Consider the following 25,744-nt stretch of genomic DNA (forward strand, 5'->3'; position numbering starts at 1 on the left):
CTGCGGTTCCCCGCAGCCGTGATCGCAGTTTCAATTGAAACTGCGCTGGCCCGCGGTCAGCGCACCGCGTCGAGGGCGTCGATCAGCCCCGCGCCGTAGAAGCCCGCGCCGCTCTTGCCGCCCGCGCAGACCGCGTCCGGCTTGCCGTCGCCGTCCGGGTCGTAGTTCTGCGGGCACTCCAGGGCGTCGGCCTGGTTGGCCAGCGCGCCGATCGTCTGCTGGGCGTTCCACTCCGGGTGGGTGCTGCGCAGCAGCGCGACCACACCGGCCGCGTGCGGACCGGCCATCGAGGTGCCCTGCATCCAGCCCCAGCCGCCGCCGGGCACGGTGGACAGCACCCGGCCGTTCTGCGACGGGGTGTCCGGGATCTGGTTCTTGTCGCCGCCCGGGGCGGTCACCGTGATGGACCGCATCCCGTAGTTGGAGTAGTACGACTTCACCGCGTCGACGCCCACCGCGGACACCGACACCACGCCCGGCAGCTCGCCCGGCAGCACGTGGCACTCGTGCCCGGTCCGGCGGTCCTGCGTGGGGCCGCCGTTGTTCGGGCTGTTGGTGTCGCGGATCGGCTTGGACAGGTCCCAGTTGCTGTTGCCCGCCGACGTCACGGTCACGACGTCCTTGCTGTTGGCGTAGTCGACCGCCCGGCGCACCGCCTCCGCCGCGGCCCGCTGGTCCGGGTCGCTGTCGCACCACAGGTACCACGGGTCGACGAAGTAGGAGTTGTTGGTGACGTCGATGCCCTGCTCAGCGGCCCAGATGAATCCGCAGATCGCGTACTCCGGGTAGATGAACCCGTCGTCGTCGATCAGCCGCACCGAGGCTAGGCGGACGTCCGGCGCGACACCGGTGACGCCGACGCCGTTGCGGGCGGCGGCGATGGTGCCCGCCACGTGCGTGCCGTGGTCCTGCGTCGGGTCCTGCGGCTGCCAGGCCTCCTGGCGGGTGTCCGGGACGCCCTCGTTGACGCAGCTCACCGACTTGGACACGTCCAGGTTCGGCGCGAGGTCGGGGTGCGTCGGGTCGATGCCGTAGTCCAGCACGCCGACGGTGACGTCCTCGCTGCCCTGCGAGATCCGGTGGGCCTGGTCGACCTTGATCTGCCGCATGTCCCACTGCTCGGGCTCCAGCGGCTCCTGCCCGGCCTGCGCGGCGAACGCCGCGGCGTTGACGGTGCCCTCCAGCGATTCCAGACGCGTCGACTGGGCGGGCGGGAGCTGCTCGGCGAGGTTGCGGGTGTTGCCCGCCTGCTCGACCGCGGGCTGGGCGCGCACCGCGTCGGCGAAGGCCGGGTCGGGGGAGGTCGCCACGACGACCCCGATCTGCGGCCAGCTCTGCACCACGGTGCCGCCGACGGCGCGGACCGATTCCTCGGTCTGCCGCAGGCCGTCCCCGGTCGGCCCGAGCACGACGAAGTGCGCGGGTGCGGCGGTGCTCGCCGGTGCGGGCTCGGCGGTGCTGATGACGCCGACCGGAACCAGCAGCGCCAGCGCGAGGGCCGATCCGGCGATGCGCGCCGTCCGTCCCCTCAGTCCTTTGCGTGACACGCGTCCCTCCTATGGAGACAATGTGTGATCCACCCAGAGCTATTCGTCGGATTCTGCGCCTGTTTCGGGGATGCCCGGTAGGGCGGAATGGAGTAATTAGCTAGCCGAGAGTGAGCTGTGCGCCACGTGCTTGGCGGCTGCGCGTCGCGTCGTCGCCGACTTAGAGTCGGTTGGTGTCGGTCGTAGATGTGCAACTCGCCCAGCCGGATCCCACCCCGAGCTCGTCGGCCATGCGCCGGGCGCTGCGCCGGGCCACCGACGGCGTTTCGCTGGACGCCGCCGAGGCCGCCGTGCTGCTGCACGCCCGCGGCGATGACCTGGAGAAGCTGCTCGCCGCGGCGGGTCGCGCGCGGGACGCGCACCTGGTCGCGGAGGGGCGGCCCGGAGTGGTCACCCACGCCCGCAACGTGTTCATTCCGCTGACCCGGTTGTGCCGGGATCGCTGCCACTACTGCACGTTCGCCACCGTCCCGCACCGCGTCGAGTCGGCGTTCCTGGAGCGCGAGGAGGTGGTGGAGATCGCCCGGCAGGGCGCCGCCGCCGGGTGCACCGAAGCGCTGTTCACCTTGGGCGATCGGCCGGAGGAGCGCTGGTCGGCGGCCGCGGACTGGCTGGAAGCGCGCGGCTACTCCTCCACTGTGGACTACGTGCGGTCCTGCGCGATCGCGGTGCTGGAGGAGACCGGGCTGCTGCCGCACCTCAACCCCGGGGTGCTGTCCTGGTCGGAGCTGACCAGGCTGAAGCCGGTCGCGGCGAGCATGGGCATGATGCTGGAGACCACCGCCGAGCGGCTGTGGCGGGACAAGGGCGGGCCGCACTTCGGCAGCCCGGACAAGGAACCCGCGGTCCGGCTGCGCGCGCTGGAGGACGCCGGGCGGGTCGCGGTGCCGTTCACCAGCGGGATCCTCATCGGCATCGGCGAAACCCGCACCGAGCGCGCCGAATCGCTGCTCGCGCTGCGCAGCATCGCCCGCCAGTACGGGCACCTGCAGGAAGTCATCGTGCAGAACTTCCGCGCCAAGCCCGACACCGCGATGCGCGACGTGCCCGACGCCGACCTGCACGACCTGGCCGCCACCGTCGCGGTCGCGCGCCTGCTGATGCCCTCCGGGGTCAGCGTGCAGGCACCGCCGAACCTGGTCGGCGACCAGCAGCTGCTGATGCTGCGCGCCGGGATCGACGACTGGGGCGGGGTGTCCCCGGTGACCCCGGACCACGTCAGCCCGGAACACCCCTGGCCCCAGCTGGACGACCTGGCCGCGACCACCGCGGAGGCCGGGTTCGAGCTGCGCGAACGGCTCACCGCCTACCCGCGCTACGTGCGCGCCGGGCTCGCCGGTGACAGCACGCAGTGGCTGGACCTGCGGGTGGCCGGGCACGTGGCGGCGCTGGCCGGTCCGGACGGCCTGCGGGAGCCGGACGCGGAGATCGTCGGTCGGGAGTGGCAGGAACCGGACGGCGGGTTCGAGTCCATCGGCCGCACCGACCTGCACCGCAGCATCGACACCGAGGGCCGCACGGAGGACCGCCGCGGCGACTTCGACACCGTCTACGGCGACTGGGACGAGCTGCGCGCCCAGCTGCCCGCCGGAACCGCCCCGGAGCGGCTCGACGCCGACGTGCGCGCCGGGCTCCGGCTGGCCGGTTCCGACCCGGCCGCGCTGCTCGACGAGGCGCACCGCGATGCGGCGATGGCCTTGATGACCTGCGACGGAGCCGCGCTGGACGAGCTCTCGCGGATCGCCGACGAGCTGCGCCGGGAGGTCGTCGGCGAGGACATCACCTACGTGGTCAACCGCAACATCAACTTCTCCAACATCTGCTACGTCGGCTGCCGGTTCTGCGCTTTCGCGCAGCGCGAGCGCGACGCCGACGCCTACCGGCTTTCGCCGGAGGAGGTCGCCGACCGCGCCGACGAGGCGTGGCGGGCCGGGGCCACCGAGATCTGCATGCAGGGCGGCATCGACCCGCGGCTGCCGGTGTCCGGCTACGCCGACCTGGTGCGGGCGATCAAGCAGCGGGTGCCGGAGATGCACGTCCACGCCTTCAGCCCGATGGAGATCGTCAGCGCGGCGGCCAAGGCGGGCGTGAGCATCGCGGACTGGCTGGCCGAGCTGAAGGAGGCCGGGCTGGGCAGCATCCCGGGCACCGCGGCGGAGATCCTCGACGACGAGGTGCGCTGGGTGCTGACCAAGGGCAAGCTGCCCGCCGCCGAGTGGATCGAGGTGGTCAGCACCGCGCACCGGCTGGGCATCCCGTCCTCGTCGACGATGATGTACGGCCACGTGGACACGCCCGAGCACTGGCTGGGCCACTTCCGGACGCTGGCCGGGGTGCAGGACACCGCGGCCGAGCACGGCAACGCCGGGTTCACCGAGTTCGTGCCGCTGCCGTTCGTGCACCGCAACGCGCCGATCTACCTCGCCGGGCTCGCCCGGCCGGGCCCCACGCGCCGGGACAACCGCGCGGTGCACGCGATGGCGCGCGTGCTGCTGCACGGTCGCATCGACAACGTCCAGTGCTCGTGGGTCAAGCTCGGCGACGCCGGGACGACCGAGGTGCTGCACGGCGGGGCGAACGACGTCGGCGGCACCCTGATGGAGGAGACCATCAGCCGGATGGCGGGTTCCGAGCACGGTTCGGAGCGCAGCGTCGAGGAGCTGCACGAACTGGCTGCTCGGGCGGGGCGTCCGGCGCGGCAGCGGACCACGACCTACGGGCGCGCGGGGCGCGTTCAGCTGGGGGTCAGCCCGGCCTGAGCTGCGGTTTCAGCGCAACTTCCATTGAAATCGGACGTGCGATTTCAATGGAAGTTGCGCCCCTCGGAGGCCGTTGCCTCGAACGAGTGTGAGTTGTGCCACTGAGGTCGCTGGATCGGGTGGCCGTTCGGGTGGCTGATCCGGTCGCTGGCCTGCGTCGTTGATCGTTGAACAGCCCCGGATTCGCGTGCATTCCGGCGGAAAATATGATCATTCCGTCGTGGTCGGTTTACGCAAAGCGACCGCAGGCGTTACGGCCGACCGGTACGGTCCGCCACCAGACTCGGACGAATGCTGACCCGATCGGGTCAACTGTCGTTAGGGAGGCGCGCTCGTGCGTAGCCGAATATCTCGCGTGGCCACGCGAGTCTCCGCGCTCGGTGCCGTCGTCGCCGCGGTGTTGCTGGCGACCGCGACGGGGGCCACCGCCGAACCGCTGGCGCTGTCCGTGCGCGGACCGCTGGACTCGCTGGCCACTCCGGTCGGCCTCACCGCCGTCGGGCTCGGCGTGGTCGGCATGGTCGCGGGCGTGTTCCGGAAGAAGAAGGTCCACCCCGAGAACCAGCGCAAGACCTCCTGACCCGGGAGGTCGTTCCCACCGCCGGGGCGGGGCTTGCGAGAATCGGCACGTGAGCAGCGACACCGCACCCCAGAACAGCCAGTCCGCGGCTCGGCCGCGCGTGTTGTCCGGCATCCAGCCGACCGCCGATTCGTTCCACCTCGGCAACTACCTGGGCGCCCTGCGGGAGTGGGTCGCCATGCAGGACACCCACGAGACCTTCTACAGCGTCGTCGACCTGCACGCCATCACCGTCGAGCAGGACCCGGCGCAGCTGCGCCAGCGCACGCGGCTGTCCGCCGCCCAGCTGCTCGCGCTCGGCATCGACCCGGACCGCTCCACGCTGTTCGTGCAGAGCCACGTCCCGGAGCACGCCCAGCTCAGCTGGGTGCTCGAGTGCCTGACCGGCTTCGGCGAGGCCGGTCGGATGACCCAGTTCAAGGACAAGTCCGCCCGGCAGGAGGCCGACCACGTCAGCGTCGGTCTGTTCACCTACCCGGTGCTGCAGGCCGCGGACATCCTGCTCTACCAGGCCGACGCGGTCCCGGTCGGCGAGGACCAGCGCCAGCACCTGGAGCTGACCCGCAACCTCGCGCAGCGGTTCAACTCCCGCTACGGCAACACCTTCACCGTCCCGGCCGCGCACATCCCCAAGGCGACCGCGAAGATCTACGACCTGCAGGACCCGACCTCGAAGATGAGCAAGTCGGTGCCCGCCGGGGTCGTCGAGCTGCTGGAGGCGCCGAAGCGGTCGGCGAAGAAGATCCGCTCCGCGGTCACCGACCTGGAGCGCGAGATCCGCTACGACGTGGACAACAAGCCGGGCATCAGCAACCTGCTGGTGATCTACTCGGCGCTGACCGGCCGCAGCGTCGCCGAGCTGGAGACCGCCTACGAGGGCAAGGGCTACGGCGACCTGAAGAAGGACCTCGGCGAGGTCGTGGTCGAGTTCGTCACGCCGTTCCAGGAGAAGGTCCAGGGCTACCTCGACGACCCGGCGGAGCTGGACAAGGTGCTGCACCGCGGCGCCGAGCGGGCCCGCGAGGTCGCCGCGCAAACGCTGCGCACCGTCTTCGATCGGGTGGGCTTCCTTCCGCCGATGGGCTGATCTGATCAACAGCGGGTAGCCTGCTGCCGTTCGGGGGAAGCCGTTGCGGCGGGAGGTGCACCGTGACCGGGCAGCAGGAGGAGAAGCCGGGACGGTTGGCGCTGCTGCGGCGCAAGCACGCGTGGCTGGACCGGCTGATCCGCGCCTTCGCGCGGTACCAGAAGCAGTACGGCGACTACTACGCCGCGGCGATCACCTACTTCAGCGTGCTCGCGCTGGTCCCGCTGCTGATGATCGCCTTCGCGGCGGCCGGTTTCGTGCTGGCCGGGAACCCCGACCTGCTCGGGCGGCTGCAGGACTCGATCACCTCGGCGGTGCCGAGCCCCGCGATGAGCCAGATGCTGACCGGCATCGTCGACCAGGCGATCCGCCAGGCCGGAGCGGTCGGGGTGATCGGCCTGCTCACCGCGCTGTACTCCGGCCTGGGCTGGATGACCAACCTGCGCGAGGCGCTGACGGCGCAGTGGACGCAGGTGCCGGACCAGCAGCCGATGCTGCGCCGGATGCTCTCCGACCTGCTGTCCCTGATCGGCCTCGGCGCGGCGATGGCGGTCTCGTTCGGCATCAGCGCCCTCGGCGGCCTCGGGCTGCGGCTGTTCGAGCTGGTCGGCATCCAGCACACCGCGGCGGCGGTGTTCACGCTCCGCGTGCTGACCACGGTGCTGTCCCTGACGGCGAGCTGGCTGGTGTTCCTGTGGGTGCTGGCCAGGCTGCCGCGCAAGCCGGTCACCCTGCGCAGCGCGCTGTGGGGCGCCCTGTTCGCCGCGATCGGCTTCGAGCTCCTCAAGCAGGTCGCGGTGATCTACCTGAACAGCGTCACCAGCTCCCCGGCCGGGGCGGCGTTCGGCCCGATACTCGGTCTCCTGGTGTTCGCCAACCTGACCTCGCGCTTCGTCCTGTTCGTGACGGCCTGGACGGCATCGGCCCCGGAGAACATGGAAGTGACCCCGCCGCCCCCGCCCGGCCCGGCGATCATCCGCCCGGTGATCCAGGTCCGAGACCGCGTCGGCGCGCGCACCACGGCGGGCCTGGTGGGTCTGGGAGCCCTGGCCGGGTGGGCCTGGCGCCGCAAGCGCTGAGCATCACCCGGCGATGTCGGCGAGCAGCGCGGCGAGGTCGGCGGGGCGGGAGAGCATCGGCCAGTGCCCGGTCGGCAGGTGGTGCAGGTCGACACCGGCCAGCACCGCGAACGCCGGGTCGCCGCTGTCGATCATGGCCTGCACGTCCTGCGGGGAGAAGGTCGTCGCGATCACCGAACGCGGCACGTCCGGGGTGGGGTCCGGTCGCTGCAAAGACTGCGCGGCGGTGCGGAACGGCTGCGGGGTGCACTTGGTGCGCATGCGGGTGAGCTGCTCGTCGTCGAGCCCGGCGAGGTCCTCGGGGCCGAAGTCGGGGAGCGGGAGGAGCCAGCCGTCGCCGTCGGTCGCGACGCTCTTGCGCCACGCCTCCTGGACCTCCGGCGGGTTGAAGCCGAGCACCGACGCCCCGGCGGGCATCGGGGCGGCGTCCACGTAGACCACGCGCGCGATCCGTTCCGGGCAGCGGTCGCCCACGGCGGTGACCGGCGCGTTCGCGCCGCTGTGCCCGACCAGCACGACGTCCCGCAGGTCGCCGTCCTCGAGGAGCCGCACCAAGTCGGCGATGTGCGCCTCGAGGTCCACCTCGGGGGTCGCTTCGGCGGCGCGGTCGGCGAGACCGGGCAGCGTCACCGGGTGCACTTCGTGCCCGGCCGACCTCAGCTCCCGGGTCACGTCCTCCCAAGCCCAGGCCCCGAGCCAGAAACCGGGCACCAGCACGAACGTCGTCATAGTCGCACTCCTCGTCTGTCCACTTCGCTGCGGCGACGATAGACCCGGTGTCCGACAGGCCCGTCCTGGTTCTGCGTCTACTCGATCAGACCGGCGCGGCGGTACACCGACTCCAAGTAGGCGCGGGCTCCGGCTGCGTCGAGCGGTTCCGGCTGGACCAGCCGGAACATCACCGCGCCGACCACCATGTCGATCAGCACGTCCAGGTCGGCGTCGGCCGCGAGCGAGCCCTCGGCCTGCGCGCGCTCCAGCAGCACCCGGGTGATCTGCCGCCGGGGCACTACGTAGTTCTCCCAGTAGGTCGCCATCAGCTCGGGGTGGCTGACGCTCGCCCCGAAGACGCGGGCGATCATCGCGCGCAGGCGCGGGTCGGCGATCGCCTCGGCCAGCCCGGGCAGGAGCTCCCGGATCAGCGTCGCCAGCGGCACGTCGGCGACGTCGGCCGGTGCCGTTTCGGGGATCTCGTCGCGGGCGGACTCGATCGCGGCGGCCAGCACGGCTTCCTTGGAGTCCCACCGCCGGTAGACGGTGAGCTTGCCGACCCCGGCGCGCTTGGCGATCTGCTCGATGCTGGTGCCCTCGACGCCGCCTTCGATGAACAGGTCCAGCGCGGCCCGGAGGATCGCCCGATCCGCCTCGGGATTCCGCGGCCGTCCACGCGCAGTACCGCCTCTCCGCGATTCATCGTGGTGGTTGCGTTTGGGGGCGATCTTGCGTTTCGGGGTTTCTTGTGGCCGGGTTGCGTCACGGTCCCCTGAGGTGCGGTTGGGTGGGGATGCGTTACTCATCGGCTCTCCCGGTTCGCAGCGTTGTTTCGAGCCAGTGCGCCAGCTCGGCTGCGTTGGTGCCGCGCCAGGCCAGGTGGGCGTCGGGGCGGACCAACCAGATCTCGTCGCGCGGGTGCGCCGGTGTCAGGTGCACGGCGGCGTCTCCGAGCGGAGTGGCGATCTCCTGGTTGGCGAGGACCGCCCAGCGGCCTCGGAGTTCTGCGTGGAGTCGGGTGCGGCGGTTGCCGTTCTGGCACGCCAGGTCCGGGATCCGGTCGCCGGGGCGGGGGCGTGGTCCGCGGCGGGAGCCGAGCGGGCCCTTTCGGTAGTTCACCCACAGCTGCGACGCCAGCCAGGTTCCGCGCCGCTGGACCACGTCGAGGTTGGCCACGCGGGTGAACAGGTTGCGCACCGCTCGGCCGACGACGCCTCCGGCCAGCATGAGCTTGGTGTTCGCCGTGGTGCCGCGCAGGACCTCCTCGGCCAGCGGGCGCCGTTCGGCCTGGTAGGTGTCCAGCAGTGCGGCTTCGGCGCGCCCTTGCAGCACCAGGGCGAGCTTCCACGCGAGGTTCTCGGCGTCGCCGATGCCGGTGTTCATGCCCTGGCCGCCGAACGGGCTGTGGATGTGCGCGGCGTCCCCGGCGAGCAGGACCCGTCCGGCGCGGTAGCTGTCGGCGAGTCGGCGGTGGATGCGGAAGGCCGAGGTCCAGGTGGCCCCGCGCAGGCGCGCGTCGGTCCGGCCGGTGCGCTCGGTGAGCAGTCGGCGCAGCTGCGCCAGGACGTCGTCCTCGACGTGCTCGACGTCGGCCATCAGCCGCCACCGGTCGTCGGTGGCGCTGTGCATCGGCATCGCGATGAACAGCCCGTCCCGGGCGAACCAGCTCGACGAGCCGCTGCGGTCCAGGTCCCAGTCGGCGTCGACGTCGGCGAGCAGCCACTGGTCCACCAGCCGCGCGCCGGGGAAGCCGATGCCGACGAGCTTGCGGACCGCGCTGTGCGCGCCGTCGCAGCCCACCACGTAGTCCGCGTGCGCGGTTTCGCCGGAGATCGTGGCCGTCACGCCGTCGGAGCCCTGCGCCAGGTCGGTGAGCTCGCGGCCCCACTCGACGGTGCCGCCGAGCTCGGCCAGCCGTCGGCGCAGCACGGCCTCCACCTCGGCCTGCGACACCAGCAGCGCGGAGAGCTGGTTGCCCTCGACCTCGCCGAAGCTGACGGTGGCCAGCGGCTTGTCCGCGGCGTGCATGGTGATCCGGATGGCGTGCTGCGCGCGGTCCGGCAGATCGCCGAGCGCGCCCAGCCGGTTCAGCACCTCCACGCCGCGCGCGTGCAGGATGTTCGCCCGCGACGTGGTCGCCGGTTCGGCAGCTCGATCGACGACGCGGACCGGCACGCCGTGCGCTCTCAAGCCGCACGCCAGCGCTAAGCCGGTAGGACCGGCACCCACCACGAGAACGCGCATCGTCCGCTCCAATTAGTTAACGATACGGGGCCGTTAACTAATTGAACCACGGCCGAGGACCGCCCGGTAGTGCTCCGGGATCAGGGGTGGTCGTCGCCGCTGCTGCGCCGCCGCCGGGCCAGAGCCGCCCGGCGCCGCTGCACCGCGATCGCGGCGGCCACCGCGACACCCGCCGCGGCCAGCAGGGCGAGCGGTCCGCCGACCGTGCCGAACGGGGACGAGTCCGTCGGCTGCGCCTGCACCTGGTCCGCCTCCGGCTCGCCGTCCGCGGGCGGTGCCGGGGAGGTGGTGACCAGCTCGCCGACCGGCTCGCCGCCCAGCGCGAAGCCGTAGTCCAGCAGCCGCATGGTCTGCGCGGACTGCCGGACCGGCTGGTTCTCGCCGCGCATCAGCACCGCCACCAGCCGCCGCCCGTCGCGCTCGGCCGCGCCGATGAAGGTGTGCCGGGCGTCGTCGGTGAACCCGGTCTTGCCGCCCAGCCCGCCCGGGTAGGCCCGCAGGACCTGGTTGTCGCTCCAGACCTCCAGCGGCGGGCCGCCCGGCGCGCCCGGCAGGAACGCCTGGTGGGTGCCCGCGATCTTGGCGAACTCGGGTTCCTGCATCGCCACCCGGAAGATGACCGCCAGGTCGTAGGCGGAGGTGCTCATGCCGGGACCGTCCAGCCCGGACGGGGTGGCCGTGCGGGTGTCCAGCGCCCCGAGCGATGCGGCCAGCGCGTTCATCTTGTCGACGGTGGCCGCCACACCGCCCATCTTCATCGCGAGCGCGTGCGCTGCGTCGTTGCCGGACCGCAGGATCAGGCCGGTCAGCACCTCCCGGACCGTGTAGGTGCTGCCCGGGAAGAGGCCGACCCGGCTGCCCTCCTGGTTCGCGTCCTCCTGGGTGGCCACGAGCGTGTCGTCCAGCCGCAGCTCGCGGAGCGCGGTCAGCGCGGTCAGCACCTTGATGGTGGACGCCGGGCGGTGCCGGGCGTGCGGGTCGTGGGCGGCCAGCACCTCACCGGTGTCCAGGTCCGCGAGCACCCAGCTGGCGGCGGTCACCTCGGGCGGCGGTGCGGGCGCGCCGGGCGGGAGGACCGGCCCGCAGCTGCCCAGCTGGTCGCCGCCGACCGGGGTCTCGGGCACCGGCACCGGCTCCGGGGCGGGCTCGCCGGGCGGCGGCACCTCGGAGGTGTCCACCGCCGGTGGCGGCGCGGCGGCGGGGCAGTCCTGCGCGTGCGCGGTGCCGCTCAGGAGCGGGAGCGCGACGCCGAGAGCGCAGAGGGCGATCTTGGTGCGAAGCAGGAGGACCGAACCGCGGGCACTTCGAGGCACACGCAGCAGGCTAGCCAATCCCCGCCCCGCGCGTACCGGCGACGCCCACCCGGACCGGTGGGTGAGGCGGGTTACAGCGGATACTGGCCCCGTGACGATTTCGCGACGTGTTGCGCTGTTCCTGCTGGCCTTCGGCGTGTGGTCCTACCTGCTGTGGCCGAACTTCGTGCGCAACATCTGGAACAGCGACCGCTCCTGGGCCGACGGCTCCCCGACGAGCTACCTGATCGTCCACCTGGTGATCGCGGTGGTCTCCCTGGTCCTGGGCACGATCATCGGAGTCCTCGGCTGGCGAGCCCTCCGAGCAGCCCGCAAGAACACCACCGCCTGACTCACCGCGGGAAGCGGATGTCGCCGCCCTCGGCGCGGCGGCCGCGGTCGTGCTGCCCGGATTTCGGCCGCGAACAGCGGGCCAAAGCAAAACCGGCGCCCACCCCGAGGGGCGAGCGCCGGTTTTTGCGTTGGTGCGCGTCAGCGGCGGCGGAACATCAGGGCCCGCTTGACCTCCTGGATCGCCTTGGTGACCTGGATGCCACGCGGGCAGGCGTCCGTGCAGTTGAAGGTCGTGCGGCAGCGCCACACACCGTCGACGTCGTTGAGGATGTCCAGGCGCTCCTCGGCACCCTCGTCGCGGCTGTCGAAGATGAACCGGTGGGCGTTGACGATCGCCGCCGGGCCGAAGTAGTTCCCGTCCGACCAGTACACCGGGCACGACGTGGTGCACGCCGCGCACAGGATGCACTTGGTGGTGTCGTCGAACCGGGCCCGCTCGGCCACCGACTGGATCCGCTCCCGGGTCGGCTCGTTGCCCGAGGTGATCAGGTACGGCTTGATCGACCGGTACGCCTCGAAGAACGGCTCCATGTCGACGATCAGGTCCTTCTCCACCGGGAGGCCCTTGATCGGCTCGATGGTCAGCGTGGTCTCGCCGCCCTTGGCCAGCAGGTCCTTCATCAGCACCTTGCAGGCCAGCCGGTTGACGCCGTTGATCCGCATCGCGTCGGACCCGCACACGCCGTGCGCGCAGGACCGGCGGAAGCTCAGCGAACCGTCGATGTACCACTTGATGTAGTGCAGCAGGTTCAGCACCCGGTCCGAGGGCAGCGCCGGGATCCGGTAGGACTCCCAGTGCAGGTCCTCGTCGGTCTCCGGGTTGTACCGCAGGATCTTGACGGTCACCATCGTGGCGTCGTCGGGGATCGGCGGTGCGTCGTCCGGGATCTGGTTCGTCTCGGGGGAAGTGGTGGCGGCGGTCATCAGTACTTACGCTCCATCGGCTGGTACCGGGTGACGACGACGGGCTTGTAGTCCAGCCGGATGTCGGCCTGGAAACCGGTCAGCCCCAGCGGGGCGTCCGGGTCCTCCTCCTCCGGCAGCACCTTGTACTGCATGCTGTGCCGCATGAAGTTGACGTCGTCGCGGGCGGTGTAGTCCTCGCGGGCGTGCCCGCCGCGGGACTCCTTGCGGGCCAGCGCGGCGTTGACCAGGGCCTCGGCCAGGTCGAGCAGGAAGCCCAGCTCGATGGCCTCCAGCAGGTCGGAGTTGTACCGCTTGCCCTTGTCGTGCACGGAGATCCGGCCGTAGCGCTCCTTGAGCGCCTGCACGTCCGACAGCGCCGTCTTCAGCGTCTCCTCGGTGCGGTACACCGAGGCGTTGGCGTCCATCGTCTGCTGCAGCTCGGTGCGGATCGTGGCGACCCGCTCGCCGCCGTGCGCGGTGCGCAGGTGGTCGACCATGCCCTCGACGAGCTTGGTCGGGTTCTCCGGCATGTCGACGTGGTCGTGGCCGAGCGCGTACTCCGCGGCGGCGATGCCGGACCGGCGGCCGAACACGTTGATGTCCAGCAGCGAGTTGGTGCCCAGGCGGTTCGAGCCGTGCACCGAGACGCAGGCGCACTCACCGGCGGCGTAGAGGCCGGGGATGATGTTCTCGTTGTCCCGCAGGACCTCGCCCTGCACGTTGGTGGGGATGCCGCCCATCGCGTAGTGCGCGGTCGGGTAGACCGGCACCGGCTCCTCGGTCGGCTCCACGCCCAGGTAGGTGCGGGAGAACTCCATGATGTCCGGGAGCTTCGCCTCGAGCAGATCCTCACCGAGGTGGGTGACGTCGAGCAGCACGTAGTCCTTGTTCGGACCCGCGCCGCGGCCCTCCAGCACCTCCAGGGCCATCGACCGGGCGACGATGTCGCGCGGTGCGAGGTCCTTGATGGTCGGGGCGTAGCGCTCCATGAACCGCTCGCCGTCGGCGTTGCGCAGGATGCCGCCCTCGCCGCGGACGCCCTCGGTGATCAGGATGCCGAGGCCGGCCAGACCGGTCGGGTGGAACTGGTAGAACTCCATGTCCTCCAGCGGCAGGCCCTTGCGGTAGACGATGCCCATCCCGTCACCGGTCAGGGTGTGCGCGTTCGACGTGGTCTTGAAGACCTTGCCGAAACCGCCGGTGGCGAAGATGACCGCCTTGGCGTGGAAGACGTGGATCTCGCCGGTGGCCAGCTCGTAGGCGACGGCGCCGGTGCAGACCTGCTGCCCGTCCGGGCCCTCGCTGAGCATGATGTCCAGGACGTAGAACTCGTTGTAGAACTCCACGCCGTGCTTGACGCAGTTCTGGTACAGCGTCTGCAGGATCATGTGGCCGGTGCGGTCCGCGGCGTAGCAGGCGCGGCGGACCGGGGCCTTGCCGTGGTCGCGGGTGTGGCCGCCGAACCGGCGCTGGTCGATCTTGCCCTCGGGGGTCCGGTTGAACGGCAGCCCCATCTTCTCGAGGTCCAGGACCGCGTCGATGGCCTCCTTCGCCATGATCTCGGCGGCGTCCTGGTCGACCAGGTAGTCACCGCCCTTGATCGTGTCGAAGGTGTGCCACTCCCAGTTGTCCTCCTCGACGTTGGCCAGCGCCGCGCACATGCCGCCCTGGGCGGCACCGGTGTGCGAGCGGGTGGGGTAGAGCTTGGTCAGCACGGCGGTGCGGGTGCGCTGCCCGGATTCGATCGCGGCGCGCATCCCGGCGCCCCCAGCGCCGACGATGACCACGTCGTACTTGTGGAATTGCATGGTCGCCTCCTCGGGCGGCGGCGAGGTCCGGGGTAGGCGACGACCTCGCCGCGATGTGGTCGTCTGCGGCTAGCCGATGTTCGGGTCGAAGGTGAACAGGACGAAGGTGCCCAGACCCACGGTCAGCACGACCGAGACGTACAGCAGCATCTTCAGCCAGAAGCGCGTGCCGTCCTTGCGCGAGTAGTCGTTGATGACGGTACGCAGCCCGTTGCCACCGTGCAGGCCGGCCAGCCACAACATCGTCAGGTCCCAGAACTGCCAGAACGGGGACGACCAGCGGCCCGCGACGAAGGCGAAGTTGATCCGCTGCACGCCACCGTCCAGGAAGAGCATGATCAGCAGGTGGCCCAGCACCAGGAACAGCAGGACCACACCGGACAGCCGCATGAACAACCAGCTGAAGAGCTCGAAGTTGTTGCGGCGGGCGGCCGACCGGGACGGGGTGCGCGGCTTCTCCACGGAAAGCGGTGCGTCGGTGACGGTCATTGCGCTCAACCCCCGAAGAACTCGTTGACCGCGCGGCTGAGCAGGCTGATCGCCGCCGGGATCATCAACACCAACCAGAGCACCACCACGGTCCACAGCATCGGCTTCTGGTACTTGGTGCCCTTCGACCAGAAGTCGACCAGCATCACGCGGATGCCGTTGAACGCGTGGAACAGCACGGCCGCCAGCAGACCCAGCTCGAACAGGATCATCAGCGGGTGCTTGTAGGTCTCGATGGTCGTGTCGTACGCGTTCGGCGAAACCCGGACCAAGGCGGTGTCCAGAACGTGCACGAACAAGAAGAAGAAGGTGAGTACGCCCGTGATCCGGTGGGCGACCCACGACCACATGCCCAGATCGCCGCGGTAGAGACGCCCCTTGGCGCGCGGCGCGGTGGCGCGCTGCGGTGCGTCGGCCGCGGAGGCGGTGGTGCTGGCCATGGTGGAAGGCCTCCAACCTCGCTGGTGGACTGACGGCCCCGTCCGGGAACATGAGCGACCGGCCCCGAGTCGCAGTTGGTCCCAATTGGCATTGGGTGCACGCCCGTCACCGGCCACGAACAGGGGCCTTGACGCATCGGATGCTAGACCCGACCAATCGCCCGGGCCTACTCGCCCGTGCTCTCTGTGATCGACCAGACAAGCACCCGGCTCCGGTTGATCGATGTAGAAATCATTTCGTGACACGCGAGCAATGCCCAAGCAGCAGCGTCAAGACTTAATTTCGAGAGCCACGTCACCGAATGGCGTGCGCTGCGGACCGGACGAACAATTCACCGAGGACGACACCATCGGGTGGAGTTCTGCCGGGACCGCCGCGCCCGGGAACGCCGGGCGCGCGGTCGGGGGACCGCGGCGGGACCAACAGGAAAGGGGAACGGCATGCGGCGGACGCCGATCTGGAGGCGCTCGGGTGCCGGAGGTTCACGAACGGCCACCGCGGTGGCGGTGCTGCTCACCGGCTCGCTGGTGCTCGCCGGTTGCGCGAAGGACGGAGGCGGCGGGGGGAGCAACAACGCCGACGGCCAGGGCTGCCGGCTGAACGCCCCGCCGGCCGCGGCCGCACCGGCCGCGCCGCCGACCCAGCCGCAGGCCCCGCCGGACGCGAAGCAGCTTCGGGTCGGGCTGGCCTTCGACATCGGCGGGCGCGGCGACGCCTCGTTCAACGACGCCTCGGTGGCCGGGCTGGACCGGGCCAAGCAGGAGATGGGCTTCACCGACGTCAAGGAGCTCGACGCCGGTGCGGGCGAGCCCGAGGATGCCAAGCAGACCCGCCTGCGGCAGCTGGCGCGCGAGGGCTACAACCCGGTGATCGCGGTCGGCTACGCCTACGCCGACGCGATCAAGGTCGTGGCGCCGGAGTTCCCCGGCACCAAGTTCGCGATCATCGACGAGCAGGTCGACGGCGTGCCCAACGTCACCTCGCTGGTCTTCGCCGAGGAGCAGGGCTCCTTCCTGGTCGGCGTGATCGCCGCGCACCGGTCGAAGAACTGCCAGGTCGGTTTCGTCGGCGGGGTGGAGACGCCGCTGATCCAGAAGTTCCAGGCCGGGTTCGAGGCGGGCGCCAAGGCCGCCGCGCCGGACATCGAGATCGACAGCAAGTACCTGACCCCGGCCGGTGACTTCAGCGGGTTCCAGGACCCGAACAAGGGCACCGAGGTCGCCACCGGGCAGCTGGAGTCCGGGGCGGACGTGGTCTACCACGCGGCGGGCGCCTCCGGTAAGGGCGTGTTCTCCGCGGTGAAGCAGGCCGGTGCGAAGGCCATCGGGGTGGACTCCGACCAGTACAACCAGCCGACCGTGGCCGAGTACAAGGACGTGATCATCTCGTCCATGCTCAAGCGCGTCGACCTGGCGGTGTACGACTACATCTCCGCCGTCGCCCGCGACGACCTGGGCTCGCTGCCGAAGAAGTTCGACCTGGCCATCGACGGCGTCGGCTACTCCACCTCGGGCGGCATGGTCGACGACCTGGTGCCGGTGGTGGACGCCTACAAGAACGCCATCGCCAACGGCGACATCAAGGTCTCCGACAAGCCGTGACGTTCGCGGTGCGGGGCACCTCCGCGCCGGTTTCGCGCGAAACCGGCGGTCGGCAGGCGGGGGAGGCGGCGATTTCGCGCGAAACCGCCGCCTCCCCCCGCGGCCGGGCGGAGGTGCCCTTCGCGCTTCACCCGGGACGGTGGCGGTTTCGCGCCAAACCGTCCCTCCCGGACCGAAACCGTCCATTGTTGAGCGTCCGTCCGCTTCGCTGCCGCGAGACGACGTCCCCTGGAGCACCATGAACACCGCCACCGAACCGGATCCCGGCGAGCCACCGGCCGTCGAGCTGACCGGCATCACCAAGACCTTCCCCGGCGTGGTCGCCAACTCCGACGTGAACCTGTCGGTGCGCGCCGGCGAGGTGCACGCGCTGTGCGGCGAGAACGGCGCCGGCAAGTCGACGCTGATGAAGATCCTCTACGGCATGCAGGCCCCGGACTCCGGCACGATCCGGGTGCGCGGCGAGGAGGTGCGCCTGCGCACCCCGGCCGAGGCGATCCGGGCCGGGATCGGCATGGTGCACCAGCACTTCATGCTGGCTGACAACCTGACCGTGCTGGAGAACATCGTGCTCGGCGCGGAGGGCGCGCACGGCATCGGTGCGAAGGCCCGCCGCGAGGTGCTGGAGCTGGCGGCCCGGGCGGGCTTCGAGGTGCGCCCGGACGTGCTGGTCGAGCGGCTCGGCGTGGCCGACCGGCAGCGCGTGGAGATCCTCAAGGTGCTCTACCGCGGCGCGCGGATCATCATCCTGGACGAGCCCACGGCGGTGCTCGTGCCGCAGGAGGTCGACGAGCTGTTCGCGACGCTGCGCACCATGCGCGAGCAGGGCTTCACCTTCCTTTTCATCTCGCACAAGCTCGACGAGGTGCGCGCGATCGCCGACACGATCACGGTGCTGCGGCGCGGCACCACCGTCGGCACCGTGCCCACCGGCGAGGTCACCAGCCAGCAGCTGGCCGAGATGATGGTGGGCAGCGAGCTCCCGGTCCCCGAGCGCGGCGAGTCCACGGTGACCGACCGCGAGGTGCTCGTCCTGTCCGGGCTGTCCGCGTCGGAGCAGGACCGCGCGGTGCTGTCCGAGGTCGACCTGGTGGTGCACGCCGGTGAGGTGGTGGGCATCGCCGGGGTGGAGGGCAACGGCCAGACCGAGCTGGTCGAGGCGATCATGGGCATGCGCCCGGTCGACGCGGGCCGGATCACCCTCGGCGACCGCGACCTGACCGGCCTGCCCACCCTGGCCCGCCGGGAGGCCGGGATCGGCTACGTGCCCGAGGACCGGCACCGGCAGGGCCTGCTGCTCACCGAACCGCTCTGGTACAACCGCATCCTCGGTTACCAGACCCGCCGCCCGACCGCCCGCGGCCGGTGGCTGGACCGGCAGGGCGCGAAGGCCGACGCGGCGCGGATCGTCGACCAGTTCGACGTCCGCACCCCCGGCATCGAGGTCGACGCGGCCGCGCTCTCCGGCGGCAACCAGCAGAAGTTCGTGGTGGGCCGGGAGCTCTCCGGCGACCCGAAGCTGCTGATCGCGGCCCACCCGACCCGGGGCGTGGACGTCGGAGCGCAGGCGGGCATCTGGGACCACCTGCGCGCAGCCCGCGCCGAGGGCCTGGCGGTCCTCCTGATCTCAGCCGACCTGGACGAGCTGATCGGCCTCTCCGACACGATCCGGGTGATGTTCCGAGGCCAGCTGGTCGCCGAAGCAGACCCGCGCTCGATAACCCCGGAAGCCCTCGGCGCAGCAATGACCGGAGCCAGGGACGGTGAGGTCGCATGAACAACCCCGTGCCAAGCCGAGTTCTGCGCAACCGCACCTCAGGGGAACGTGACGCAACTCAGCCACGAGAAACCGCGAAACGCGAGATGACCCTCGAACGCAACCACCACTGTGAATCGCGGAGAGGCGGTACAGCATGAACTGGCGTACTCGTCTGCTCCCCGCTGCGCTGGCGATCGTCTTCGCCGTGGTGCTGTGCAGCGCGGTGCTGCTGATCTCCGGGGCCAACCCCGTCGACACCTTGGGCGAGATGATCGCCCAGGTCGGGCGCGGCACGACCGCGGTGGACGTGGTCAACACCGCGGGCAGCTACTACCTGGTGGCCATCGCCGCGGCGATCGGGTTCCAGATGAACCTGCTCAACATCGGCATCGAGGGCCAGTACCGGCTGGGCGCCTGCGTGGCGGCGATCGTCGGCGGTGCGGTCAGCCTGCCGTTCGGGCTGCACGCGGCGCTCGTCGTCGCGGTCGGGGCGGTCGTCGGCGCGCTGTGGTGCGGGATCGCCGCGGTGCTGAAGGTCTACCGCGGGGTGTCCGAGGTGATCTCCACGATCATGCTCAACACCCTGTCCATCGGCCTGATCGCCTACCTGGTGGCCACCTTCGGCGAGATGCGCGGCAACATGCAGGGCACCGCGCGCATCCCGGAGTCCGGCCAGGTGCCGGGGATCCCGCTGGGCGGCGCCGGGACGATGTTCGGGCTGGTGCTGCTGTCGGTGGCGGTGGGCGTCGGGTACGCGGTGCTCGTCGACCGCACCCGCTACGGCTTCCAGCTGCGCGCATCGGGGCTGTCGCCGACCGCCGCGCTGGCGGGCGGGGTGGACTCCAAGCGCATGATCATGTCGGCGATGCTGATCTCCGGCGCCATCGCCGGGGTGGCCGGGCTGCCGGAGATCCTCAGCCGCGACCACACCTTCACCATCAACTTCCCGGCCGGGTACGGCTTCGCGGGCCTGGCCATCGCGCTGCTCGGCCGGAACCACCCGATCGGCATCGCCTTCGGCGCGCTGCTGTGGTCCTTCCTGGACAAGAGCTCGTTGACGCTGGACAACATCGGGGTGCCGAAGGAGATCGTGACCATCCTGCAGGGCACCATCGTGCTCTCCGTGGTGGTGGCCTACGAGCTGGTGCGCCGCCGCGAGCTCGCCGCCGAGCAGCGGCGGGTCGGGCGCGCGCTGGGCACTGCGAGCGAAGCACCGGCCGCCGCCGGGACCGGAGGTGAGCGGGCATGACACCTCTTGTGTCAACCGGAGTCCTGCTCGACCGCACCCAGGGGACCGTGATGCAACCCAGCCATGAGAAACCGCGAAACGCGAGAGCAACGCCCGACGTGACCACCACTGAAAATCGCGGAGAGGCGGGCCGCGCATGACGACCGCGGTGACCGCGGAACCGACGAAGGTCCCGCCGAAGCCCACCCGCCGCCGGATGCCCGGTTGGGCGCGGGTGCTGCTGTGGGTGGCCGTCGCCTTCGCGGCGGTGTCGATCACCTCGTACCAGACGGGGGTGCCGCAGCTGACCTCGTCGGGCACCGTGCAGTCCGCGGTGCGGCTGGGCATCCCGATCCTGCTGGCCGCGCTGGGCGGCCTGTGGGCCGAGCGCGCCGGGGTCATCAACATCGGCCTGGAAGGCATGATGATCCTCGGCACCTGGGGCGGCGCGTGGGCCGGTTACCAGTGGGGACCGGTCGCCGGGCTGGTCGCGGCGGCGGTGTTCGGCGCGCTGGGCGGGCTGGTGCACGCGATCGCGACGGTGACCTTCGGGGTCAACCACATCGTGTCCGGTGTGGCGATCAACCTGCTGGGCGCGGGCATCGCCAAGTACCTCTCGACGCTGGTGTTCGAACCGATCTCGCGGAACCCGCGGGAGTCGCCGCCGGTGCCGAAGTTCGACACCTACTCGGCGCAACCGCTGGGCACCTGGCTGCAGCAGCTGGAGGACCTGCAGCGGGTGGGCATCTCCGACGCCGCGGGCATCCTCGGTGGCCTGGTCACCGAGGTCTCGCCGCTGACCATGCTGGCCTTCCTGCTGGTGCCGGTGAGCTACCTGGTGCTCTGGCGCTCGCCGTTCGGCCTGCGGCTGCGGTCCTGCGGGGAGAACCCGGTGGCGGCGGAATCGCTGGGCGTCAACGTCTACCGGTACAAGTACCTGGCGGTGATCATCTCCGGTGCGCTGGCCGGGATCGGCGGCGCGGCCCTGATCCTCAACCCCGGTCAGGCGGGCTACCTGGAGGGCCAGACCAACAACCGCGGCTACATCGGCCTGGCGGCGATGATCTTCGGCAACTGGCGCCCGGGCGGCCTGCTCGGCGGTGCGGCCCTGTTCGGCTACTCCGACGGCCTCCAGCTGCGCAGCGGCGAGACCAGCGTGCACGCCCTGTTCTACGGCGCGACCCTGCTGCTCGTGGTGGTCGCAGCGGTCCAGGTGTGGCGGCGCAGCTGGTTCGCGGCGGGCCTCGCGCTGGTCGCGGCCGCGGTGATGTACGCGGTGTACTGGTACACCGACGAGCTCCCCACGGAGCTCACGGCGTACACCCCGCACCTGGTGACGCTGGTGGTCCTCGGCGTGGCCTCGCAACGCCTGCGACCACCGGCGGCGAACGGCCTGCAGTACCGCAGAGGAGCGGACTAGTGACCACAGTGGACTGGGGAGCGCTGCGCGCGGCGGCCGTCGAGGCCGCCGCCCGGGCGTACTGCCCGTACTCGAAGCTCCAGGTCGGAGCGGCAGCCCTGTGCGACGACGGCCGCATCGTGACCGGCTGCAACGTGGAGAACGCCTCCTACGGCATCACCCTCTGCGCCGAGTGCACGATGGCGGGCCAACTCCACCTGACCGGAGGAGGCCGCTTCGCAGCGGTGGCCTGCAGGAGCGGAGCAGGTGACCTCCTGATGCCCTGCGGCCGCTGCCGCCAGATCCTCCAAGAACTCGGCGGCCCGGACTGCCTCCTCGACACACCCCGAGGAATCCTCCCCATGACAGAAGTCCTCCCAGACGCCTTCGAGCTCTGAAAAGCCAACAGCGGTTTGGAGGCGACGATGCATTCTGCGGTTGATGTGATTCGGGTGAAGCGGGACGGCGGGCGGCTCAGCGACGAGCAGATCGACTGGGTCGTCGACGCCTACACGCGCGGGCAGGTCGCGGACGAGCAGATGGCTTCGCTGGCGATGGCGATCCTGCTGCGCGGCATGACGTCGGAGGAGACCGCGCGGTGGACGGCGGCGATGGTCGCCTCCGGCGAGGTGTTAGCGCTCGACTCGGTCCGGAAGCCCACTGTGGACAAGCACTCCACCGGCGGCGTCGGGGACAAGATCACCCTGCCGCTCACGCCGCTGGTCGCCGCGTGCGGTGCTGCCGTGCCGCAGCTGTCCGGGCGCGGGCTGGGGCACACCGGCGGGACGCTGGACAAGCTGGAGTCCATCCCCGGCTGGCGGGCGCAGCTCTCCGACGAGGAGATACGCGCGCAGCTGGACGAAGTCGGGGCGGTGGTGTGCGCGGCGACGGAAGGCCTGGCACCGGCCGACCGGAAGCTGTACGCGCTGCGGGACGTGACGGGCACGGTCGAGTCGATCCCGCTGATCGCCAGCTCGATCATGAGCAAGAAGATCGCCGAGGGCGTGCAGTCGCTGGTGCTGGACGTCAAGTGCGGCTCCGGCGCGTTCATGAAGGACCTCGACCGGGCGCGGGAGCTGGCCACCGCGCTGGTGGACATCGGCACCGCCAGCGGCCTGCGCACCAGCGCGCTGATCACCGACATGTCCGTCCCGCTGGGACGTGCGGTCGGCAACGCGCTGGAGGTCGCCGAGGCGGTGGACGTGCTGCGCGGCGGCGGTCCGCCGGACGTCGTGGAGCTGACCCTGGCGCTGGCCCGCGAGATGCTCGACCACGCGGGTCTGTCCGATGTGGACCCTGCGGAGGTCCTCGCGGACGGGCGCGCCTACGACTCCTGGCGACGCATGATCAAGGCCCAGGGAGGAGATCCGGAGGCGGAACTGCCTCGGGCGAGGCACATCGACGTCGTCACCGCGCCGGAGGACGGCGTGCTGACCGAGCTCGACGCGTTCGCCGTCGGCATCGCGGCCTGGCGGTTGGGAGCTGGGCGAGCCCGCAAGGAGGACGACGTCGAGCACGCCGCCGGAGTGCTGTGCCTGGCGAAACCAGGCGACCGCGTCACCGCGGGCCAACCGCTGCTGGAGCTGCACACCGACCGGCCGGAAACCGTCCCGGGGGCGGGCGAAGCACTGCAGGGCGCATACGAGATCAGCGGCGCCGACCGGAGGTCGACGCCGCTGATCCTGGATCGAGTGGCCGCTAGCAGCTGACCGAGCTGGCGCGGCGGTCCGGGGCTACCGGCACCGCCGCGCGGGGGACTCAGGCGCTTTCGGCGGTGAAGTCGTCTTCGCCGTCGGTGATCGCCTTGTCGGTCGTGTCGCGCTTGGCGCTCTTGGAGCGGCCGCGGCGCTGCTGGCGCGGGAGCGTGGTGGGCGGCGGCGGGGCCGACGGGGCGCTGCCACCGAGGATCAGCTCCGCGAAGGTCGCCATGGCCTCGTCGAGCTGCCCGGCGTGGCGCCGCTCGCTCTCCTCGTTGGCCTCGCGCACCAGGGCGTTCAGCGCCTCGCTGTCCGGGCGCGACGCGAGCGTGCCGGACAGCTGCGACAGGTTCTTCGACAGCGTGCCGCCGAGGTCGCCGAGACCGGTCTTGACGCCCTCCTCGACGGTTTCGAGGCGGTTGGTGAAGCCCTGCTCGACGGTGTCGATCCGGGTGTTGACGTTGTCCTCGACCTGGTCGAGGCGGGAGGACACCTGGTCCAGCCGGTTGGTGAGCTGCTCCAGCCGGTCGGCCAGCTTGTCCAGCTTGTCGGTCGGGTCCACCGCGGGGCGGGCCGCGAGCTGGTCCAGCTTGGCGTCGAGCTGGTCGCGGGTTCCGGCCACGGCGTCGGCGAGCGTGTTCTGCGCGCTGCCGGTGGACTCGGCGACCGCGCGCTGCAGGGCCTCGCGGGTGCCGTCGAGGTGCTCGTGCACGCCCTCGTCGATCTCGGCGAAGCGGCCGCGCAGGCTGGTCTCCAGGGAGTCGATGCGCTCGCGCACCGGGCCGTGCACCGTCGCGGGCAGCGACTCCAGGCGGCCGTCCTGCTTGTCCAGGTGCTGGCCGAGCTCGTCCAAGCGCTTGTGGATGTGGCCGAGCTTGTCCTCCAGGCCGTCCATCCGGCCGACCACGCCGTCCATCCGCCCGGACACCCCGTCGAGGCGGCCGTCGAGCTGGGCGAAGGGCTTGGCCAGCTTGTCCACCAGGCCGTCGACCGCGCCCTTGAGCTCGACCAGCGCACCGTCGTGCGCCTCGAGCTTGGCCAGCGCTTCGTCGAGTCGTTCGGCGAGCACGCTGACTTCGGTGCGGTCCGGCAGCTCGGACAATCGTTTCCGCACGGAACCCAGCGACTCCAGCGGGGAGAGCCGGGCGTGGATCTCGTCCAGGGCGTCGAAGATCTGCTGTTGTTCGCTCTCGCGGATCTCAGCCGCACGCGTGAGCATGTTCCGCATGCGGTCGAACGACATGTTCTCGGTCACGGCTAGGGGCGTCCTTCGTCGAGGGGAGGTGAGGACTCACCGAGCCTAGCCACTCACTCCGCGCGTTCCCAGGCACCCCCCGATACATTGCGTGATTGCCCATCGGAGGATGGCTCCATTCGGAGCAGCATTGTTCGACTGAAAAGTCCAGCCGACTCGCCGCTGATTGCTTTAAGCGTTGTGTTTGGGTCCATCCGGGTGAGTTTTGCGGGACGCCCGTCCTGCTCGGCAACCGTCGGAAACCTCGAGTTCCCGAAGTTTTCGCAGGGTTTTCGCTGGTAGCTGTGCGTGAGGTGGTCATCGGCGCCCTGTAACGTGGATGCATGTCGACTCCGGTGAACCTGAACACCATCCGGCAGGCGCCCAAGGTGCTGCTGCACGACCACCTCGACGGTGGGCTGCGGCCGCAGACCGTGATCGATCTGGCGCAGGCTGCCGGGTATTCCGAACTGCCCCACGAGGACGCCGCTGAGCTGGGAAATTGGTTCCGGGAGGCGGCGGATTCCGGGTCGCTGGAGCGGTACTTGGAGACCTTCGCGCACACCGTGGCGGTGATGCAGACCGAGGAGGCGCTGGCCCGGGTCGCGGCGGAGTGCGTCGAGGACCTGGCCGCGGACGGCGTGGTGTACGCCGAGGTCCGCTACGCCCCGGAGCTCTTCCAGGACGGCGGGCTGACGCTCGACCAGATCGTGCAGGCGGTCCAGGACGGGTTCCGGGAAGGGGAGCGGCGGGTCGCGGCCGCCGGAAAACGTATCCGAATCGGTACCTTGCTGTGCGCGATGCGGCAGAATGCGCGGTCAACGGAAATCGCCGAGCTCGCGGTCCGCTACCGGGATGCCGAAGTCGTCGGCTTCGACATCGCCGGACCGGAAGCCGGATTCCCGCCCACCCGGAACCTGGACGCGTTCGAATACCTCCGCCAGCAGAACGCGCATTTCACGATTCACGCTGGTGAGGCGTTCGGGCTCCCGTCGATCTGGGAGGCCATCCAGCACTGCGGCGCGGAACGGCTCGGGCACGGCGTCCGCATCGTCGACGACATCAAGGTCGACGAGGACGGCTCGGTGCACCTGGGGCGGTTGGCGTCCTACGTGCGGGACCGGCGGATCCCGCTGGAGATGTGCCCGTCGTCGAACCTGCAGACCGGTGCCGCCCGGTCGATGGCCGAGCACCCCATCGGCCTGCTGGCCAAGCTCCGCTTCCGGGTCACGGTGAACACCGACAACCGGTTGATGAGCCACTGCTCGATGTCGGGCGAGTTCGCCGCGCTGCACGAGGCCTTCGGCTACGGCTGGGAGGACATGCAGTGGTTCACGGTGAACGCGATGAAGTCGTCGTTCATCGGCTTCGACGAGCGGTTGGAGCTGATCAACGACGTGATCAAGCCCGGCTACGCGGCGCTGCTGGGCTGATCGGCGCGCCGCATGCCGCCCCGGAGGGGCTGCGCGAGCGGCGGTGGCGTTGGATACTGCCAGACCTGAGTGCGACTCACGTATGGCGCGAGGACA

General features: G+C 70.7%; 22 protein-coding genes. 12 read left to right on the plus strand and 10 right to left on the minus strand.

Going from position 1 to position 25,744, the window contains the following annotated elements; translation table 11 throughout:
- Positions 1 to 56 precede the first annotated feature (56 nt).
- Entirely contained in the window at positions 57 to 1,547 is a 1,491-nt protein-coding gene (locus tag F1721_RS15170; RefSeq protein WP_246154931.1) for a S8 family peptidase, read from the minus strand.
- A 230-nt stretch (positions 1,548 to 1,777) separates the two neighbouring features.
- On the opposite strand from F1721_RS15170, the gene F1721_RS15175 reads away from it, so the two are divergent.
- The 4 genes from F1721_RS15175 (at position 1,778) to yhjD (ending at position 7,052) form a co-directional block, all read left to right on the plus strand.
- Positions 1,778 to 4,306 carry a bifunctional FO biosynthesis protein CofGH gene (locus F1721_RS15175; RefSeq protein WP_246154984.1) on the plus strand — a complete coding sequence of 843 codons (2,529 nt, stop codon included), beginning with the start codon at positions 1,778 to 1,780 and terminating at the stop codon, positions 4,304 to 4,306.
- A 355-nt stretch (positions 4,307 to 4,661) separates the two neighbouring features.
- Positions 4,662 to 4,886, plus strand: a complete 225-nt coding sequence (locus F1721_RS15180; protein WP_150067299.1) for a hypothetical protein — start codon at positions 4,662 to 4,664, stop codon at positions 4,884 to 4,886.
- A 49-nt stretch (positions 4,887 to 4,935) separates the two neighbouring features.
- Entirely contained in the window at positions 4,936 to 5,973 is a 1,038-nt protein-coding gene (gene trpS / locus F1721_RS15185) for a tryptophan--tRNA ligase (RefSeq protein WP_150067300.1), read from the plus strand.
- A gap of 62 nt (positions 5,974 to 6,035) precedes the next feature.
- Positions 6,036 to 7,052: an inner membrane protein YhjD gene (gene yhjD / locus F1721_RS15190; RefSeq protein WP_150067301.1), complete on the plus strand. Its 1,017-nt coding sequence runs from the start codon at positions 6,036 to 6,038 to the stop codon at positions 7,050 to 7,052.
- 3 nt (positions 7,053 to 7,055) lie between these two features.
- On the opposite strand, the gene F1721_RS15195 is transcribed toward yhjD, so the two are convergent.
- The 4 genes from F1721_RS15195 to F1721_RS15210 all read right to left on the minus strand — a co-directional run bounded on the left by F1721_RS15195 (position 7,056) and on the right by F1721_RS15210 (position 11,320).
- Positions 7,056 to 7,781, minus strand: coding sequence for an alpha/beta fold hydrolase (locus tag F1721_RS15195; RefSeq protein ID WP_150067302.1), 726 nt, complete (start codon positions 7,779 to 7,781; stop codon positions 7,056 to 7,058).
- A 77-nt stretch (positions 7,782 to 7,858) separates the two neighbouring features.
- A complete protein-coding gene (locus F1721_RS15200) occupies positions 7,859 to 8,569 on the minus strand; it encodes a TetR/AcrR family transcriptional regulator (RefSeq protein WP_150067303.1) in 711 nt (236 codons plus the stop codon).
- The gene (locus tag F1721_RS15205; RefSeq protein WP_150067304.1) at positions 8,562 to 10,007 is read right to left on the minus strand and encodes an FAD-dependent monooxygenase; all 1,446 of its coding nucleotides are present in this window, start codon (positions 10,005 to 10,007) and stop codon (positions 8,562 to 8,564) included. The genes F1721_RS15200 and F1721_RS15205 overlap by 8 nt, the downstream gene beginning before the upstream one ends.
- 80 nt (positions 10,008 to 10,087) lie before the next feature.
- Positions 10,088 to 11,320, minus strand: coding sequence for a D-alanyl-D-alanine carboxypeptidase family protein (locus tag F1721_RS15210; RefSeq protein ID WP_246154933.1), 1,233 nt, complete (start codon positions 11,318 to 11,320; stop codon positions 10,088 to 10,090).
- Positions 11,321 to 11,411: 91 nt separating this feature from the next.
- Here F1721_RS15210 and F1721_RS15215 point away from each other — a divergent pair, with 91 nt between their 5' ends.
- Positions 11,412 to 11,651: an SCO4848 family membrane protein gene (locus F1721_RS15215; RefSeq protein WP_150067305.1), complete on the plus strand. Its 240-nt coding sequence runs from the start codon at positions 11,412 to 11,414 to the stop codon at positions 11,649 to 11,651.
- Between the two features lie 140 nt (positions 11,652 to 11,791).
- Here the strand turns inward: F1721_RS15215 and F1721_RS15220 are convergent, their stop codons facing one another.
- The 4 genes from F1721_RS15220 to sdhC all read right to left on the minus strand — a co-directional run bounded on the left by F1721_RS15220 (position 11,792) and on the right by sdhC (position 15,296).
- On the minus strand, positions 11,792 to 12,577 hold the full coding sequence (locus F1721_RS15220; RefSeq protein ID WP_150067306.1) for a succinate dehydrogenase iron-sulfur subunit: 786 nt from the start codon (positions 12,575 to 12,577) through the stop codon (positions 11,792 to 11,794).
- Positions 12,577 to 14,367 (minus strand): succinate dehydrogenase flavoprotein subunit, encoded by a 1,791-nt coding sequence (gene sdhA, locus F1721_RS15225; protein WP_150067307.1) that lies wholly within the window; start codon positions 14,365 to 14,367, stop codon positions 12,577 to 12,579. Before sdhA ends, F1721_RS15220 begins: the two co-directional genes overlap by 1 nt.
- 69 nt (positions 14,368 to 14,436) lie before the next feature.
- The gene (locus F1721_RS15230; RefSeq protein WP_150067308.1) at positions 14,437 to 14,856 is read right to left on the minus strand and encodes a succinate dehydrogenase hydrophobic membrane anchor subunit; all 420 of its coding nucleotides are present in this window, start codon (positions 14,854 to 14,856) and stop codon (positions 14,437 to 14,439) included.
- 5 nt (positions 14,857 to 14,861) lie between these two features.
- On the minus strand, positions 14,862 to 15,296 hold the full coding sequence (gene sdhC / locus F1721_RS15235; RefSeq protein ID WP_150067309.1) for a succinate dehydrogenase, cytochrome b556 subunit: 435 nt from the start codon (positions 15,294 to 15,296) through the stop codon (positions 14,862 to 14,864).
- Between the two features lie 441 nt (positions 15,297 to 15,737).
- On the opposite strand from sdhC, the gene F1721_RS15240 reads away from it, so the two are divergent.
- The 6 genes from F1721_RS15240 to F1721_RS15265 all read left to right on the plus strand — a co-directional run bounded on the left by F1721_RS15240 (position 15,738) and on the right by F1721_RS15265 (position 22,993).
- Positions 15,738 to 16,898, plus strand: a complete 1,161-nt coding sequence (locus F1721_RS15240; RefSeq protein WP_170301491.1) for a BMP family lipoprotein — start codon at positions 15,738 to 15,740, stop codon at positions 16,896 to 16,898.
- Between the two features lie 238 nt (positions 16,899 to 17,136).
- Positions 17,137 to 18,675, plus strand: coding sequence for an ABC transporter ATP-binding protein (locus F1721_RS15245; protein WP_150067310.1), 1,539 nt, complete (start codon positions 17,137 to 17,139; stop codon positions 18,673 to 18,675).
- A 136-nt stretch (positions 18,676 to 18,811) separates the two neighbouring features.
- Positions 18,812 to 19,906 (plus strand): ABC transporter permease, encoded by a 1,095-nt coding sequence (locus F1721_RS15250; protein ID WP_150067311.1) that lies wholly within the window; start codon positions 18,812 to 18,814, stop codon positions 19,904 to 19,906.
- Between the two features lie 136 nt (positions 19,907 to 20,042).
- Entirely contained in the window at positions 20,043 to 21,305 is a 1,263-nt protein-coding gene (locus F1721_RS15255) for an ABC transporter permease (protein ID WP_150067312.1), read from the plus strand.
- Positions 21,305 to 21,682: a cytidine deaminase gene (locus F1721_RS15260; protein ID WP_150067313.1), complete on the plus strand. Its 378-nt coding sequence runs from the start codon at positions 21,305 to 21,307 to the stop codon at positions 21,680 to 21,682. Before F1721_RS15255 ends, F1721_RS15260 begins: the two co-directional genes overlap by 1 nt.
- A gap of 27 nt (positions 21,683 to 21,709) precedes the next feature.
- Complete coding sequence (locus tag F1721_RS15265) at positions 21,710 to 22,993, plus strand: thymidine phosphorylase (protein ID WP_150067314.1); 1,284 nt, start codon at positions 21,710 to 21,712, stop codon at positions 22,991 to 22,993.
- A gap of 49 nt (positions 22,994 to 23,042) precedes the next feature.
- Here the strand turns inward: F1721_RS15265 and F1721_RS15270 are convergent, their stop codons facing one another.
- On the minus strand, positions 23,043 to 24,236 hold the full coding sequence (locus F1721_RS15270; protein WP_150067315.1) for a hypothetical protein: 1,194 nt from the start codon (positions 24,234 to 24,236) through the stop codon (positions 23,043 to 23,045).
- 323 nt (positions 24,237 to 24,559) lie between these two features.
- Here F1721_RS15270 and F1721_RS15275 point away from each other — a divergent pair, with 323 nt between their 5' ends.
- Positions 24,560 to 25,648, plus strand: a complete 1,089-nt coding sequence (locus tag F1721_RS15275; protein WP_150067316.1) for an adenosine deaminase — start codon at positions 24,560 to 24,562, stop codon at positions 25,646 to 25,648.
- Positions 25,649 to 25,744 lie beyond the last annotated feature (96 nt).

The organism is Saccharopolyspora hirsuta (assembly GCF_008630535.1).
GTDB lineage: Bacteria > Actinomycetota > Actinomycetes > Mycobacteriales > Pseudonocardiaceae > Saccharopolyspora > Saccharopolyspora hirsuta.